Here is a 16,008-nt window from a genome sequence, read left to right on the forward strand (position 1 = left end):
GCTTTGATTAAACAGCCGTTATCAAATTTGGCAGCCGATAGCTTAAGCGACCTTTGTGTTTGAGTCACTATTAAATAATGTCCATAAAAAAGGGAGCTATCAGCTCCCTTTTTTTATTCTTTTAAAAACTTAAATTAATAAGCTTTGCCGTACATGGCATTGATTTCACGGTCATATTTAGTATAAATATTCTTACGACGTAGCTTCATGGTAGGGGTTATTAACCCTGACTCCATTGAAAATGCTTCCGGCAATAAAGTAAATTTTTTGATTTTTTCAAATCCAGCTAGCTCATGCTGTAGCTCTTTTAAGCTTTGCTCAAAGTGCTCAATCACATATGAGTTTCGCAGTAGCTCAAGTGGCGATTCGTAAGTAATGCCTTTTTCTTTAGCCCACGCATCTAACGACTCAAATGCTGGAACGATTAAAGCTGATACATAGTTGCGCGCATCAGCGACAATAGCCACTTGCTCGATGAACGGACAACAGCTGACCTTACCTTCAACCCGTTGCGGCGCAATATACTTACCGTTTGAGGTTTTCATTAACTCTTTAATGCGATCGGTAATATATAAGTTACCTTCAGCATCTAGCATGCCGGCATCACCGGTTTTTAACCAACCATCTTCAAAAGCTTCTGCGGTATCTTGTGGACGATTATAATAACCACGCATTACCGTTTCACCGCGAATGAGAATTTCGTTGTTGTCGCCAATTTTAACTTCCATTGCATGTAATGGCTTGCCGTTTGACCCCGATACTCGGTTATCTAACGTATTACAGGTTACTGTAGCGCAGGTTTCTGTCATGCCGTAACCACATAAAATAGGTACGCCAATGCTATGGAAAAAACCGCCGACATTAACATCTAACGCAGCGCCGCCAACAGGCATAAACTTAAGGCGTCCACCCAATACGTTTTGCAATTTACTAAAGACTAATTTGTTAGCCAATTTCCACTGCGTAGATAAAGCAAAACTGGCACGTTTACGGCCTTGGCTTACTTCAAACTGACGCGCACCCACGCCGATTGCCCAGTTAAACAGCTTTTGACGGATTGCCGGGGCGCTATTCACCTTGTCATGAACTGCGCTATACACTTTTTCTAAAAAGCGTGGCACCACACATAAAGTATGCGGCCTAACTGCAGCAATGGCTTCTTTAACGCGGTTAGTGTCATTTAAGTAAACATTATGACCACCGCGGCAAAGTACGTAGAAAGTCCAACCACGCTCAAATACATGGCTTAATGGTAAAAAGGCTAACGATACATCACCTGATTTAAAGGCGATTTCAGCATCATGTTGCTCAACCATTGATGCGATATTACGGTAATCCAGCATCACACCTTTTGGGTCACCTGTGGTGCCTGAGGTATAAATAAGGGTCAGTAAATCATCAAGGCTGGTTTGTGATAAACGTAGGGTTAATTCAGCTTCGCTTGCTGGCGTTGTCTCAGAAATTAATAAGTCATCAAAATGAAAATGCTCATCTGATGCTAATGTCACCGAATTATCAAACACGATGACATGCTCTACACTCTCGCACTGGGCTTGAATTTTACACGCTGTCGCATACTGACTTTCATCACCTGCGAAAATAACTTTAGCGCGAGCATCATTTACGATAAACACCGCTTGTTCCATTGGGCTTGTTGGGTATACAGGCACGACCACTGTACGGGCTTTTAATGCCCCTATATCTGCACAGCTCCATTGAGGGCTGTTTTGCGCCACAATGACAACTTTGTCCTGGGCTTTTAGTCCAAAGTCGATCAACAGTTGTGCGACTTTGTTGGTAATAGTATCAAACTGGCTCCAAGAAACTTTATTCCATGGAGCGGCCATCTCAAATCCTTCGAGGGCGATTTTATCTTTTAATGCTTGGCTTTGCTGCTGTAGCAGTCTTACTAAGTGAAATTTTTCAAGAGACATTACTAACCACCTTTAAGCTTACAAGTGTTCCGCTTTTGCGGGCATTCTACTGCAAGCCATCAGGAATAATAAGCGTTTTTAGTCTAAATTAAGCGCAATTCACAGTTTTAGGTCGATTTTTACATTTGGGCAACAGGTTTTTCCCATAACTTGTCTTTGTTGATAACCAGCAAAATAGCCATTAACACCAGTAACTCGATGTCACCGCAATAATATATTGCCTCAATCTCGCCCTGCTCTGGTAACTGCAACAAGACACTCGCTAACCATATAAGCTGTATGAGTATGATAATTAGCGACTGGCTGTGGTTTACTATATTGATCAACTTATCTAACAATTGTCATCGGACAATGTAGCCTTACAACTTGCGATATTGTGGCTTTAAAGCGACTACCAGCAAAAAAGTAACCTCATTATTCGCGTTATAGTCATTAACAAGCGCTGTTGAGGCTTACAAAATGGACCCGCTAAACCCTGTTTCGCGCTAAAATTTGGCAATACAAATACACTTGAGGTACATAGACAATACTGGACACGTGTTCGATAAATTAGTGAACACACCGCCAGTAGCTAACAGGTGATTAAGTCATAATGCTCAAATAACCTTAATTGACAGCTTCATAGTGAGCTTATAAATAAGTACACTCTAAGTAATTGACAGCAATGTTATTTAGAATCAATTTAAGAATTTACAACATGACTGCTATCGCAGTGCGAGTTAAAGCTACAAGTTAGAGATTTTCAGCATTTATTAAAGCTAAAAATTGCCGTCGGATTAACTGTGAGGTCCTTTGCCAGCCTCCTTAACGACGGTCGCACTTAAGCAAGCAGTCATGATTTATCCATAATCATCATGAAATGCAAAAAGGAAAGATGTCATGAACATCAACCAACTAATGTCACAAGGAGAGTCAGACATGGTTAACCAACCAATAAAGGTGGGCAGCAAAAAGCGTTCGTCTTTATTACTTTCGGCGCTAAGCATCAGTATTGGTCTAAGCGTTGCTATGAGCATCTGTAGCTTGGGGCTTAGTAGCGCCGCTTTGGCTGATGCTAGTCAAAACAAGATTGCAGTAAGTAACAGCGACATCTTATCTAGCTGCTACCTCGATGGTTTATCAGAGCAAATGCAATGTGGCTCACTTGAGCTTGCTGAAAACCCAGCCAAACCTGATGGCAAACAAATTGCGGTTCATTACGCAGTATTGCCAGCCATCAAGCCCAGCTTTAAAAAACAAGCCATGCTCGCCATTGCAGGCGGCCCTGGTCAATCGGCCATTGAAAATGCCGCGGGCTTTGATCGCATGTTAGCCAAAGTACGCCAAGATAGGGATATATTACTGATAGATCAGCGCGGCACGGGCCAATCAAACCTGCTGGCTTGTGATGATGACAATATGTCGATGCTATCTTTTAATGATGACGATATTGATATCACCAAAGACACCCAAGAATGCCTTGATAACCTTGATGCCGATGTCAGCCAATATGGCAGCTTAACTGCACTAACCGATTTTGAAGCCGTGCGTCAGCATTTAGGTTATGAAAAACTGCACCTTTATGGTGTATCTTACGGTACCCGCATGGCGCAGCTTTATATGCGTGAATACCCGCAAGCCATAGCCACAGTAACCTTAGATGGCGTTGTGCCAATGCAGCAAAGTGTTATCGCCATTGGCAGCGCTATTGACCGTGGCTATGATTTATTATTTAAAGATTGCCAGCAAAACGCCCAATGTCAGCAGCAGTTCCCTGAGTTGAAGCAAGAGTTTGAAACAGTAGACTCAGCCCTAGCTAAAGCGCCTATTATTACCCAAACTCGCGACCCACAAACCGATGAGATAGCCAGCTTTACCCTCACTCGCGGTAAATATAATGGCGCTATCAGAATGGCGTTATATATGCCCAATATTCGCGCTTTAATCCCTCATGCTATTCATCAAGCGGCATTAGGGAATTACCAACCAATACTTGGTATTTACACCCTGACAGCTGATAGCACAGGTATCGCCATGGGCATGCACGCTTCTGTCGTGTGTGGTGAAGATATTCACCGCATTACCGATGATATGCGCCAACAAGCCCAAGACTCATATATGAGTAGAACCATGCTCGAAGGCTTAGAAGCGACCTGTAACGTGTGGGCAATCCCCACGGTAGATGACAGCTTTAGTGACGCCATTGAAAGTGATATTCCAACGCTTTTATTATCAGGTGAGTTAGATCCAGCAACACCGCCAAGCTGGGGCGATATGGCCACTGAAAAATTGACTAATGCGAAGCATTTTACCTCTATGTATGCGACCCACGGCGTGGCCTATCAAAGCTGTGGGAATGAGTTAATCGCCGATTTAGTCAAGTCAGGTTCAATTGACGGTATCGATGCTGAATGCCTTGAACAAAACACCCGCCGCAGCTTTTACCTCAATGCCAATACTGTTGAAACCATTCCAGCAGGGGAAGAATAATCATGATTACCGTATCTAATCTCTCGAAGAAAATTGGTGACGTACAAGCGTTAGACAACTTAAGTTTCAGTGCCCATGACGGCCATATTACTGGCCTACTTGGCCCCAATGGCGCAGGTAAAACCACCTGTCTGCGCACAGTATTTGGCTTACTCGCTGCCGATGAAGGTCATGCTGAAATCGACGGTATTGATGTCGCCAAAGAGCCCACTAAAGCCAAAGCCCAGTTAGGCTTATTTCCTGATCCATTTGGCCTCTATGAGCGTTTATCTCCTAGAGAATATATCAGTTATTTTGCCCAACTTAGCGGCATGTCAAAAGCTGATGCTAAGCAAGCAACCACTAATGTGATTGCACAGCTTAAGCTAGAAGATATTGCCGATAGACGTTGTAAGGGGTTTTCCCAAGGTCAGCGGATGAAAACAGCATTAGCCCAGGCCATAGTCCACCAGCCAACTAATATTATTTTGGATGAGCCAACCCGTGGTTTGGATGTGATGAGTACCCGCTTACTGCGTGACATTCTAATCGAGCTTAAAGAAGCCGGTCATTGTGTGCTGTTCTCAAGCCATGTGATGCAAGAAGTCGCCGCGCTGTGTGACCAAGTGATTGTGATGGCCGACGGTAAGGTTGTTGCCACTGGTAGCCCTGCCGAGTTATGCCTGCAAACAGGCGAAGACTCATTAGAAGAAGCCTTTATAAAACTGATTGGAACTGACGAAGGGATCGCAGCCTAATGAAAACCATATTAGCCATAATTGAAAAAGAACTTATCCCGTTCAAAAGTAAAATGCAGCCAGCAAATAACCCCGCATTGATCAATCTTGATTTCAATACTGACAAAGGAATGCCAGCCTAATGAAAACAGTGATAGCTATGGTTCAAAAAGAACTGATTGATGCAATGCGTGACAAGCGTTCGGTGATGGCGGGATTATATTACGCCATTGGTACACCTATTTTAATGTGCGGCATGTTTATGGTGCTTATTGGTCAGCTTTCAAGCCCAGAAGATCTCAACATTAAAATCAGCAATGCTGACAATGCCCCTGACTTAGTGCGCTTTTTAAATAATCGCGGTATTACCCATACTGATGATAACGACACCAAAGAAATAGAGCTGCTCATCAGTGCTGACTACGCCGTGCAAATGGCGGCAGCTAAACCTGCTGAAGTAACCTTAATTGCAGATAACTCTAATGAAAAGCTACAAAAATCAATTCGTAGAGTTGAGCTACAGTTGCAAGCTTACAGCAGTGAAATGGGCAGCTTACGCTTAATTGCCCGCGGCATTAATCCTGCTGTAGTGCAGCCGATTAAAGTGATTGTGGAAGATCGAGCAACACCCGACTCAAAAGGCGGCTTTATTCTCGGCATTGCGATTTTTACCATGATTTATTCGGTGTTTATCTCAGGAATGAACCTTGCTATTGATACTAGCGCGGGGGAACGTGAACGTAACTCGCTGGCATTACTGTTAAGCCACCCGATTAGCACCCGCCAGTTAGTGTTAGGCAAAATTATCGCAGTTACTTGCTTTGCCTTGCTGGGGTTAATCTTGATTTTAATCGTCTCTAAATTCGCTTATACCTTTGTGCCTTGGCAGCAGCTGGGCTTTAGCGTCACTATTTCGCCTGACTTTATGGCGCTGATGCTACTCATTGGCATCCCATTAGCGATTATGGCAGCAACACTGCAACTGTTTGTGTCATTTATGGCAAAGAGTTTTAAAGAGGCGCAGTCTTATCTGACTATGGTGTTATTTGTACCGCTGGCATTATCCATGGCCGCCAGTTATAACATCGCCCCTGATGTGCTTGAGTGGCTTCCGGTTTCAGGCCAGCAGCAAGCGTTAATGGCGTTTATTAAAGGCCGTGAAGTGCCTATGTTGCAGCTGTTAGTTTCATCAGCTGCCACCATAGTGATTTCAATCGCCCTTGCACTAGGGTTAGAGCGACTACTTAAAAGTGAAAAAGTGGTCTTTGGATTGTAATGCCTGTTAATTAATCATTTGAACATGACTGGCTCAAGTAACATCGAGCCAGTCATGTTCAATCATCTACAAGGAGTTTACACTGAAACAGGCAATGAACTTAAGCAGCTGATTAATTGACTGTAATTGTCATAGACTTCGTCATCATGAATAACCAGATTAAGGTTACCAACGGATATTCATATTAAATTTTTGCCTGTATGCCCTAGGGCTTAAGCTGGTGAGTTGAATAAACAGCTTTCTAAATGAACTGACATCCTCATAGCCGACCCGCTGAACAATATGCTCAATGGCAAGATCGGTAGTTTCCAGTAAGCGTTTCGCCTCATCCACACGTAAGTGCTGCATATAACTGGCTGGGGTTTCATTAACCGCTTTTTTAAAGCGTCTAATTAAGGTGCGTTTACCCACTGCAAATTTATCGGCAATGTCATCCAATGACCAATGCTGACTCAAATCTACTTGCATCCATAACTGCACCTTTTGGATCAGCTCATCATTATGTTGCTCAGGATTAATAGACATGGTCATAAAAGGCTGTTGAGAGCGATTGGGGTCAATCAATAATATCTTCGACATCTGTTGCGCCAACTCCTCGCCAGCCAGCATTGATACCAAATGCAGCGCCAAACTTAAATTTGAGGTAGTCGCCCCAGCGGTGTGAAACTGACCATCAGACACAATGAATGTATCCATACTCAAATCAACTTCTTTAAAGTTGCGCTCAAACATTTCCCTTAGCCACCACACCGTCGTGGCTCGCCTTTGGTTAAGTAGCCCCGATGCCGCTAGCAATAGTGTCCCAGAACAATAAGCCGCTAACGGTTTTTCACTTTCCACAAAGGTGGCTAGCGGCGCAAACAATGGCTCAAAATCGGTTAACAGCGCTTGAAATTCCTGCCGATTGGTCACAAAAGAGGCTGCCAAAATAACCGCATCAGCTTGCAAAATATCTTCAGGATGCTCAAAGCCTTTGGCAGGAATTTCGAATCCTTGGGTGGTTTTAACGTTTTCGCCATCACTGGAAATGACCTGACAATGGAATAAGTCTTCAGTCACCTCGGCATGCATCCGCCGCCAATAACTATTACAGAAACTGAACACATCGAGAAAACTGACTAAACCACCTGCGACAACATTACCCGCAGCAAGAATGTAAATCCTTTTCATGATAAACCCCAAACAATGTCACTATCGACCCTGATTTTGTCAATAATGACACTTACGAACGGATTGTCTAGTTTTTATACTGATAGAGGTAAGTTTAAAGCTGGTCATTGAGGAGCTCAGCCAGTAACAACTTAGTGAATGAAATACCCAGTAAGGAAACTACAATGAAAAAGTACATACCACATATCGCACTCAGCATTGGCTATTTATTAATAAGCTGGGGATTACTATTTTGGCTAAACTTTAGTACTGAACCCGATATATTTGCCCACCTTGTTGCCATACCAAGTTTGGTGTTATTTACTGGTTACAGTGCCAATTTAATCCTCCGAAAAGGGGCTTAAATGCTAGATTACAAACATAAAAACCAGCCGCGGCTGGTTTTTATTCATCGCTATAACAAACTTCTCAGCTCATTATTTAGCTTTCGGTCTAAATGGCTTAATTACCGCTTCATCACATTCTAAGAATGGGCCATCCATTAAATCAATACAGTAAGGGATCGCTGGGAACACTGCATCTAAGCATTCACGAATTGACTTAGGCTTGCCTGGTAAATTAACAATCAGTGAATCACCGCGTAAACCTGCTGTTTGACGAGACAAAATAGCCGTTGGTACAAACTTTAATGACTCAGCGCGCATTAGCTCACCAAAGCCTGGCATCATGCGATCACACACCGCTTCTGTGGCTTCAGGGGTCACATCACGCTTAGCAGGGCCGGTACCACCAGTGGTCACAATCAAACTGCAATTTTGCTCATCGGCCATTTTTATCAAGGTGGCTTCAATCACATCTTGCTCATCAGGGATAACTTTATAAACAGGTTCCCATTCAGAGGTTAAGTACTCATTTAGTACAGCAATGATGGCCTTACCTGATAAATCTTCGTATACACCTGCACTGGCACGATCACTTACAGTAACAATACCGATTTTAGCTTTAGTCATGACTGGGTCCTTAAACTTGATCACATAAACAATAACGACTTAGATGAGGCTAAAATAACATAATTTATCTGCCATAGCGGAGAGATTGATCAACAGATAGCGAAACGGTGTTAAATACGACTAGCAAACCAGTATCGCGGTTTCCAATAAACATTATCCATACTGGAAATAATCACCCCTTTTTTGGTCGATACATGTAAAAAGCGATTACCAGACAAATACACCCCAACATGACGTCCACTGCCCGTGGTTTTAAAAAACACTAAATCACCACTTTGTAAGTCACTTTTAGCAATGCGAATACCTAAGCTTGTTTGACCTTGCACAGTTCTTGGAATACTGGGCCCCACGAGATCTTGATAAGCCACATACACCAAACCAGAACAATCTAAGCCTTTTTTGGTTAATCCGCCTAATCGATATGGTGTACCCTGCCACTGCTGGTGAAATTGCAGTAAACGAGCTTCATTCCATCGTTGAGCATCAGTCATTACGCTATACCCATCGACAGCTATGCCATTGCCAGCAGTTTGCTCAATACGTGCAGCACAACCACTAATGACAAGTGCAATAAACGCAATAAGGATTTTTTTGTACAAAGTCACCTCTGTGATGTATTCCGCTACTAACTCGCCATTATCTAGGAAACTATCAATACTTTTACGCTTTATCTGCGTATTGGGAATGGTTTTCATTAATTAAAGCCCCCTGTGACCAACAAGGCAGATAAAAGTTTAGCATCTTAAACCTCAACGTCACCAAACCAGAACAAACCAACAACAAGCACCTCAAATTAATGCAGTATCTAACTGAATATAATGAGAAATAGATCGTACAAACCCAAAAACATACCCCTATTTAGGTATTTGTGTGATTTAAGCACACTTTAGCAACTACATATTATGCTAACTTACTCATCCAGACTGGCTCACTTGGTAAAAAACTATGCAAAAACAACTGTCAAGACTAGATTATTTTACGTTAAAAGTGCTGATCGGTTTATTCGAATTTAAAAATGGCAGCATAGTGGCAGAGAAACTCAATAGCACTCAGCCTAAGATAAGCCGAGCGCTAAGCAACATGCGTGAAGTTATCCATGATGAACTGTTTATCAGAAAGCAATATGGCTTACAGCCCAACGCCATGGCCTCGCGCCTATACCCTTTAGCGAAAGCCATCATTGCCGCTTACGATGAAATGGCCCAGGTTGCAAACAGGCAGCCATTGCAGCAGAAAGTGCTACATATCGCTGCGCCAGAGCATATGTCGAGCTTTATTCTTGATGCCATTGAACAGGTTAATCAAGACTTAGGCATATCTAGAACCGTTGACATCCACCCCTGGGCTGACAACGTTGAACAATATATTGCCCAAGGTAAAATTGATTACGCTTTTGGCACTCGTACTCGTCAGCAGGAAAATGTCCAAATTAGCACGTTAGCTGAGGTGAAATATTGGTTTTTAGCCGTTAAAAAGAACCACCCTATTTTGAAAAATGAAATCACCATGGAGGCCATTTTTAATCACAAACTGGTATTAACCAATAATGGTCCCATTGCAGACTTGAATGACCTTTTTGAACTTTGCGCGCAAAAAGTTAACCAGAAACCCGAGGTAAGCTTAATGACTTCAAGCCTATTTATGGCATTTGAAAAAGTGGTAAATTCTAATGATATTTGCTTGGCATCAACGATATTTCCCTACTTTATTGGTGAAAAACGCGATGATATTGAACTGGTTGATATAACTGACTTTTATAATAAAAATATTAAGATCATGCATGAATGGAAAGTACCACTACATTCATTGCAATACCATGATTCCCATGAGCAAGAGTTCACAGATGCGTTAACTCAGGTGATGACAACGAACCTAGCTGAATATCAGGCTTGCTATGAAAATACCCAGCTGCAGTAGTGAGCTTGTTTACCCTGCTTTGGCGCGATAAACAAGCTTGTGCAGCGACAATAGAGTTTGCCCGTAAGAGCAAAATGAGACAATAAAGTTTGCCCGTAAGTATAATGGCAAAATAACGTTTGATCAGTTTCAAACTCACTTCTGGACAAAAACTTGTTAGAGTTAAAGCTCTTAAAGTGATGAGTCTCATTAGGGAATGTATGGCAAGTGGATATATGGTAACGCCCAATTAACGGGCTAAAAATAGTGGGTTAAAATGGAGCGAAGCGAGCAGCCCACTGTTTTTAGTCCTTTTGAATTGCTTGTTAGTACTATTTTGACATCCAAGGCTTAAACGGTAAAACTCGTTTCGCCTCAAGAGCCATATCTGAGCGGCAATACCACATTATTTTTGCTGTATCATTTTTAATATATGGATAAATGTTGTCAAATGATACCTTGGCTAAACTAGTTCCGGTGTAGTAAGCACGTATACGATTATTAAGATCACTTTCAAATTCAATGTCATCCACGATCTCGGTTACAATATGTTCTGCATCTTTAATCTTTTTTGCCGCAGATAAAACACCTTTTAAATCGGGGATTTTCTCCCAGCCTCCGTAACCATGTAACTCACAATGTTCTGTCAGCTCTTTATAATATCCAGCATTAATAGCCGTTTGAACATCTGGTAACCATCTAAGCTTAGTTCTACTGGCCATATCCTTAGCGGTAACAATGTTACTTAAGCTGACAAATAATATTACGATAATTAAATGTTTCATTTTTACTCTATTTAAGATTGCGAAATGCTGAGAACTAATAGTACTAACAGTATATTAGGCTGAATTCCGAATAAGAACGGTCTTAATAAGAACAGGTCTCCAGTACTTTAATCACTCAAGACTAACAGTAAACCAGTGTATCAACAATGAGTTAGAACATAGAAAGAACTGATTCCCAGTTTCTCCGCCTGAGTGAAACAAAGAACTGTCATCATTGCATAAAGTGCAATGTTCACGCAGGTCTTATATCTTGCGTCCCGCATTAGCTTTTATAAGGCTGAAGCTTTAATTGCGCTACTAACAACTTCTACCAGTGAAAATCATTTTGGGGCAAAAGCGTGTTAGCTTTGCCCTGTTAAGATTGCACATTAAACCCACCCGATCATCAAATATCATATTCAAGTCGCTCAATATATTTGAGTAATGCCCTAGCCTGAACATCCTTACCATAACGGCCGTAGGTTATGTTTGGGTTCGTGTGACCGACTATCAGCGCCACTATATGTTCACTGATATCTAATCGCTTAAATTCATCGATAAAGGTGTGTCGAAGACTGTAAGAATATAAACCACCCACATGGTCTAGCAGATCGTCAAACAGTGATGACATTAGTGCACTCGATTCATATCTAAATAGCGACTTACTTTAGCTATCCCTAAATATCCATCCTCAGTCATCACTTCTAGCGGAGTGCGACCATCAAATTTTTGATTACGCATTGTGACCCACCCATAAAGCAGTTCAGGGTTTTGGGGGTAAAGTAATCGCAAAGCTTTATGGATTGCCAATAAGTACCCTACACGCTCATATGAATCACGCCCTGTTGGAATGCCGACCAAGCCTTCTTCCATAGATTTTATTTTCTTACGACTAGAAGGGCTTATACCAAGCAATGAGCATTGGGCATCCTGTGAAATCCCCCAATACTTAAAAAGCTTTGTGACTGCTTTCGCAAGTACTCTCGACTCGACTTTGTTGACCGTTTTAGTTTGCACTCTATTTGTTGCTAACATATCAAAATCTCCTCATACTTTATTACATTATAAGGTCTGCAGGGACGGTATTGCGACATGTGATGTTTAAATTTATACAGGTTGGCATATGAATAGAACATTATCCTTTACTAGATATAAGGGGTCATGCGATGGAGATTATCATACCGTTCGTTTTACTGATTGTTGGCTGCATAATTCTCTCGCGTAGAGCATTAGATTCTTGCAAAGTTAGAGCTGATATGACAGATACATTAATACACGCGACTAAGAATGGGGCAGAAGCGTGTCAGCCTTGATACCAGCTCCTGACACACTTCTGGACACATCTTTGCTAGCCAACGTAATTAATTCAAAACTAGGGTGATTTTGAATGACTGGTTTTACTAATTAAAGTTTATAGCGAGTATTTAAGGACTACCTTAATTTTGGTCAGGAATATCACCGATATAAACTACCAGAGCAACAAAAGCATGGCTGCAAGTCGGTATACTACGTACTCTATTCATGCTCAAGAAAGAGGTAAGACCAAATCTGAGACAACACATTTTATCAATTATCCAATTTTCTCTTCGAACAATAGTTTTATATAAAGACAGCGTAACTGTCTGGTGTTGAAGTTAGAAAGTCACAACCCAAAAAGATGCCTTTATCAGCAACTGTTTTAGCCAAAAATCAAGCAAGATTAACGAAATAGTTTAAAGAGTGGGGACTGGATTATAAAAGACGTGGATGTATTTAGTGGCTAAAAACAAAATAGTGCCCTGATAAGAAAAGGAATCTGGCTCTATAAGTATTATTTTCGGTATCATGGCTTCTATAGCTTATGGTGGAAATTTGTGTATGCTCAATCGTACAAATTTAAATTAATAAATATAGGAAGACATAGTAATGACGCATTAAACCCTTTAATTATCTGGAATAACAACACCACATATACACCGAAAAACGCATTAACTATGACATTTAATAATTTACACCCCGAATTTAAACTTTAAGTTTAAATAGAAGTCAGACTACATCCGATTAAGAGATTTAGCTAGTCCACTTGGATTAGTGTAACCACAATCATAAGCCGTCTTCTTTACATTGCCATCATTTATTCTCAGTATTTTTTTTGCTCGATTCGTTTTCTCATTATTTACAATAAGTCTTAAACTTAAATTATCTTTCTTCAATTGTCTTTGTAACGTTTTTGGTGATACACCTATAGTAAAAGACAAAGAGTTAACATCTAGTAATTCAAAAGGAATACAATGGGCTGCTGCCATCATCATTTCGTATGTCTGAATATTACAATTTGAGCTAGACACAATTAATCTTTCATTATTTTGAACCTGTTCTTTAGTTTTATGTACAAATATTGATGCACAGCGATTATCAAAACCAACACCATGAGATAGATTGACAATATCAATATGATAATCCCGAGAGAAAGGCATCATTACTTCAACGTCCGCATTATCATCGATACAATTTAACATCGAAGATCTCGCCAAATAAAAAAGCATCAAATCTTCATATTTTGAAATGTGATTCATTTGAGAAATAGGGTTAGACAATGTCACTCCTGTAGCGCACTCTGTCAGTGACCAATTTAAGTTAGAGTAATTGCTTTTATAAACTTCAAAATATTCAACAATTCTTTGTGCCTTTGTCTCAGCATCATTTAGGTCACCTAAAAAGTAATCCCCCCACTCCACCGATAAAAATCTAAACATATCAAAGACAAAAAACTTATCACCACTCCCTCTCTCTATAGTTAAAAGCAAATCATTTAAAACATTAAAGCGCACATGATCAGAGTCTTCTAACCATCGATATTTATCATATTCATCTGGAACTGAAAAATTGCAATGATCACAATATCTTAGTACTGACTTGGTTAAAAAGGCAGTTCTAACTTTATACTTCAACATATTAAAAACCAATTTATTAATAATTACACGAACTTCAAATTATTTGATTTTATTTTATTTTATAGATTATCACTTATGAGAACTCACGGCACGACCTAGATCACAAATGTCCTTTGCGGGACAAAAAACAACCGTTACATATATAAGACCAAGGGCTAATATTTATTTCCAACATATTTAAGCTTCACAAAGGTAAATCGAAGGGGATGACATCCCGGATAAATCATAAAAATTAAATTTAATAAAAATACATTAGGGTAGGCGATTGTGTTGAATATATATATAAAACTTATGTTTGCATCATTTTTAGTGGGGGTTTGTGTCAATACGCATGCGACTCCTTGGGATAACCTTGATTCTGAACAGCTTGAATCTCAATTGGTAAAAAAGTTTGCTGAAGGTAAATACTCTCATAAAGGCGCTGACAGCTGCCTAGCGTGTCACCGTAAAAATGAAACCGTTATGGCGCTATTTGATGGTAAACACGGTCAAGCTAATAATACCCAATTACCAATGGCTGGCCTGCAATGTGAAGCTTGTCATGGCCCACAAGGCCAGCATAATCGCGGCGGTAAAGAGCCGATGATTGCTTTTGGTAAAGACAGCAAATTGTCTGCCCCAACCCAAAATACCGTTTGCCAAGGTTGCCATAACGACCCAGAGCAAATGGCGTGGCATACCAGCACCCATAATCTTGAAGAAATTGCCTGTAGCGATTGTCACACCATTCACGCAGCCACAGATCCTGCATTAGATAAACTGTCGGTTAATGACACTTGTACTTCATGTCACACCCAAGAAAAAGCCGACATGAACAAGCGCTCATCACACCCAATGAAATGGGACCAAATGACCTGTATTGATTGTCATGCTCCCCACGGTTCAATGAGTGAAAACGCCTTAGTTAAACCAACCGTTAACGATACCTGTTATAGCTGTCACGCTGAAAAACGTGGTCCCTTCCTATGGGAACACGCCCCGGTGACTGAAAGCTGCGTGTCATGTCATAACCCCCACGGCAGCGTCAACGACAACTTATTGGATAACCGCGCACCGCAGTTATGTCAGCAATGTCATGCCGCAGATGGTCACGCTTCTCGCGTGGTACCAGAGCCGGGGATGGATGCCTTTGGTGGTGGAAAAAGTTGCCTTAACTGTCATAGCCAAATTCATGGTTCTAATCACCCAGCTGGCAGTCTGCTGCAACGCTAATGGAGAGCAAGATTATGTCATTTAAATTGAATCTGATTACCCTGTCACTGCTGACGGTATCAACCTCTGGCATGGCGGCTAACTTCGGTGTCGGCCACGCCAATACCACCGCAGTTGATACCCATAAATATGAATGTAAACGCTGCACCAACGTCATCGGTTATAGCGGTGAGGTGAATGTTGCTGCAGGTTATAACGACATCAGTGATATTCACGCTGGTAATGCTTTAGGCACAGCCAAAGACGGCGGTATTGCTGCTGTCAGTGGTGATGTGCGCTACCAAAGCGAGTCAGGTTATCAAGCCCGTATACAAGCCCATCAGTTAGGCATGGATAATGGCTTTGCTCATTTATCTGCGGGTAAAGCAGGCCTGTATGAATTTAGCCTCGATTATGATGCGATTAAAACCTATAAAGCCGGTGATGTAGAAAGCAATCTGTGGCACAACGATGGCATGTTAACCCCATCCGATGCCATCAACAGCTTTGACTTAGCCCAGCGCCGCGAAAAAGTGGCCCTCGGCATGGAGTACGGTCAAGACTTCTATGGCGCCTTTGTGAAATACAGCCAAGAAGATAAAACCGGCCATAAATCAGCCAGCCTGGTATCACCAAGCCCGATTAACTTCGGCTTACCCACCGATTCTCGCACTAAGCAGTTAGATGCTGGGGTGAACTTATCTGGTGA

17 protein-coding genes are annotated in these 16,008 nt (G+C 41.4%); 8 read left to right on the plus strand and 9 right to left on the minus strand.

Annotation, left to right across the window (positions count from 1 at the left end):
- Positions 1-134 precede the first annotated feature (134 nt).
- Both Q4533_RS11655 and Q4533_RS11660 read right to left on the minus strand, forming a co-directional pair.
- Entirely contained in the window at positions 135-1,934 is a 1,800-nt protein-coding gene (locus Q4533_RS11655) for a long-chain fatty acid--CoA ligase (protein ID WP_303502780.1), read from the minus strand.
- A gap of 119 nt (positions 1,935-2,053) precedes the next feature.
- On the minus strand, positions 2,054-2,188 hold the full coding sequence (locus Q4533_RS11660) for a hypothetical protein (protein WP_277870011.1): 135 nt from the start codon (positions 2,186-2,188) through the stop codon (positions 2,054-2,056).
- A gap of 664 nt (positions 2,189-2,852) precedes the next feature.
- Between Q4533_RS11660 and Q4533_RS11665 the strand changes: the two genes are divergently transcribed.
- Genes Q4533_RS11665 through Q4533_RS11680 form a run of 4 tightly spaced genes read left to right on the plus strand, consistent with a single transcriptional unit; the run spans position 2,853 to position 6,395 of the window.
- Positions 2,853-4,403 carry an alpha/beta hydrolase gene (locus tag Q4533_RS11665; protein WP_303502792.1) on the plus strand — a complete coding sequence of 517 codons (1,551 nt, stop codon included), beginning with the start codon at positions 2,853-2,855 and terminating at the stop codon, positions 4,401-4,403.
- A 2-nt stretch (positions 4,404-4,405) separates the two neighbouring features.
- On the plus strand, positions 4,406-5,140 hold the full coding sequence (locus Q4533_RS11670; RefSeq protein ID WP_303502781.1) for an ATP-binding cassette domain-containing protein: 735 nt from the start codon (positions 4,406-4,408) through the stop codon (positions 5,138-5,140).
- Entirely contained in the window at positions 5,140-5,262 is a 123-nt protein-coding gene (locus Q4533_RS11675) for a hypothetical protein (protein WP_277869075.1), read from the plus strand. Before Q4533_RS11670 ends, Q4533_RS11675 begins: the two co-directional genes overlap by 1 nt.
- Positions 5,262-6,395 carry an ABC transporter permease gene (locus Q4533_RS11680; RefSeq protein WP_303502782.1) on the plus strand — a complete coding sequence of 378 codons (1,134 nt, stop codon included), beginning with the start codon at positions 5,262-5,264 and terminating at the stop codon, positions 6,393-6,395. Before Q4533_RS11675 ends, Q4533_RS11680 begins: the two co-directional genes overlap by 1 nt.
- Before the next feature lie 165 nt (positions 6,396-6,560).
- Here the strand turns inward: Q4533_RS11680 and Q4533_RS11685 are convergent, their stop codons facing one another.
- Complete coding sequence (locus Q4533_RS11685; RefSeq protein ID WP_303502783.1) at positions 6,561-7,565, minus strand: GlxA family transcriptional regulator; 1,005 nt, start codon at positions 7,563-7,565, stop codon at positions 6,561-6,563.
- 164 nt (positions 7,566-7,729) lie between these two features.
- Here Q4533_RS11685 and Q4533_RS11690 point away from each other — a divergent pair, with 164 nt between their 5' ends.
- Positions 7,730-7,909: a hypothetical protein gene (locus Q4533_RS11690; RefSeq protein WP_102435901.1), complete on the plus strand. Its 180-nt coding sequence runs from the start codon at positions 7,730-7,732 to the stop codon at positions 7,907-7,909.
- A 72-nt stretch (positions 7,910-7,981) separates the two neighbouring features.
- Here Q4533_RS11690 and mog read toward each other — a convergent pair whose 3' ends face one another.
- Both mog and Q4533_RS11700 read right to left on the minus strand, forming a co-directional pair.
- Entirely contained in the window at positions 7,982-8,515 is a 534-nt protein-coding gene (mog, locus tag Q4533_RS11695; protein ID WP_102531651.1) for a molybdopterin adenylyltransferase, read from the minus strand.
- A 110-nt stretch (positions 8,516-8,625) separates the two neighbouring features.
- Complete coding sequence (locus Q4533_RS11700; RefSeq protein WP_102435897.1) at positions 8,626-9,210, minus strand: C40 family peptidase; 585 nt, start codon at positions 9,208-9,210, stop codon at positions 8,626-8,628.
- A gap of 250 nt (positions 9,211-9,460) precedes the next feature.
- On the opposite strand from Q4533_RS11700, the gene Q4533_RS11705 reads away from it, so the two are divergent.
- On the plus strand, positions 9,461-10,432 hold the full coding sequence (locus Q4533_RS11705; protein WP_102476501.1) for a LysR family transcriptional regulator: 972 nt from the start codon (positions 9,461-9,463) through the stop codon (positions 10,430-10,432).
- Between the two features lie 311 nt (positions 10,433-10,743).
- Here Q4533_RS11705 and Q4533_RS11710 read toward each other — a convergent pair whose 3' ends face one another.
- The 4 genes from Q4533_RS11710 to Q4533_RS11725 form a co-directional block, all read right to left on the minus strand.
- Positions 10,744-11,196, minus strand: coding sequence for a hypothetical protein (locus Q4533_RS11710; RefSeq protein ID WP_303502784.1), 453 nt, complete (start codon positions 11,194-11,196; stop codon positions 10,744-10,746).
- 385 nt (positions 11,197-11,581) lie between these two features.
- Positions 11,582-11,806, minus strand: coding sequence for a hypothetical protein (locus tag Q4533_RS11715; RefSeq protein WP_303502785.1), 225 nt, complete (start codon positions 11,804-11,806; stop codon positions 11,582-11,584).
- Complete coding sequence (locus Q4533_RS11720) at positions 11,806-12,210, minus strand: antitoxin Xre-like helix-turn-helix domain-containing protein (protein WP_303502786.1); 405 nt, start codon at positions 12,208-12,210, stop codon at positions 11,806-11,808. The genes Q4533_RS11715 and Q4533_RS11720 overlap by 1 nt, the downstream gene beginning before the upstream one ends.
- Before the next feature lie 995 nt (positions 12,211-13,205).
- Positions 13,206-14,108: a hypothetical protein gene (locus Q4533_RS11725; RefSeq protein WP_303502787.1), complete on the minus strand. Its 903-nt coding sequence runs from the start codon at positions 14,106-14,108 to the stop codon at positions 13,206-13,208.
- A gap of 291 nt (positions 14,109-14,399) precedes the next feature.
- Here Q4533_RS11725 and Q4533_RS11730 point away from each other — a divergent pair, with 291 nt between their 5' ends.
- Both Q4533_RS11730 and Q4533_RS11735 read left to right on the plus strand, forming a co-directional pair.
- On the plus strand, positions 14,400-15,320 hold the full coding sequence (locus tag Q4533_RS11730) for a DmsE family decaheme c-type cytochrome (protein ID WP_303502788.1): 921 nt from the start codon (positions 14,400-14,402) through the stop codon (positions 15,318-15,320).
- 14 nt (positions 15,321-15,334) lie between these two features.
- Positions 15,335-16,008: MtrB/PioB family outer membrane beta-barrel protein (locus tag Q4533_RS11735; RefSeq protein WP_303502789.1), on the plus strand; the 674-nt coding region annotated here is incomplete at its 3' end.

The organism is Shewanella sp. 6_MG-2023 (assembly GCF_030547195.1).
Lineage (GTDB): Bacteria > Pseudomonadota > Gammaproteobacteria > Enterobacterales > Shewanellaceae > Shewanella.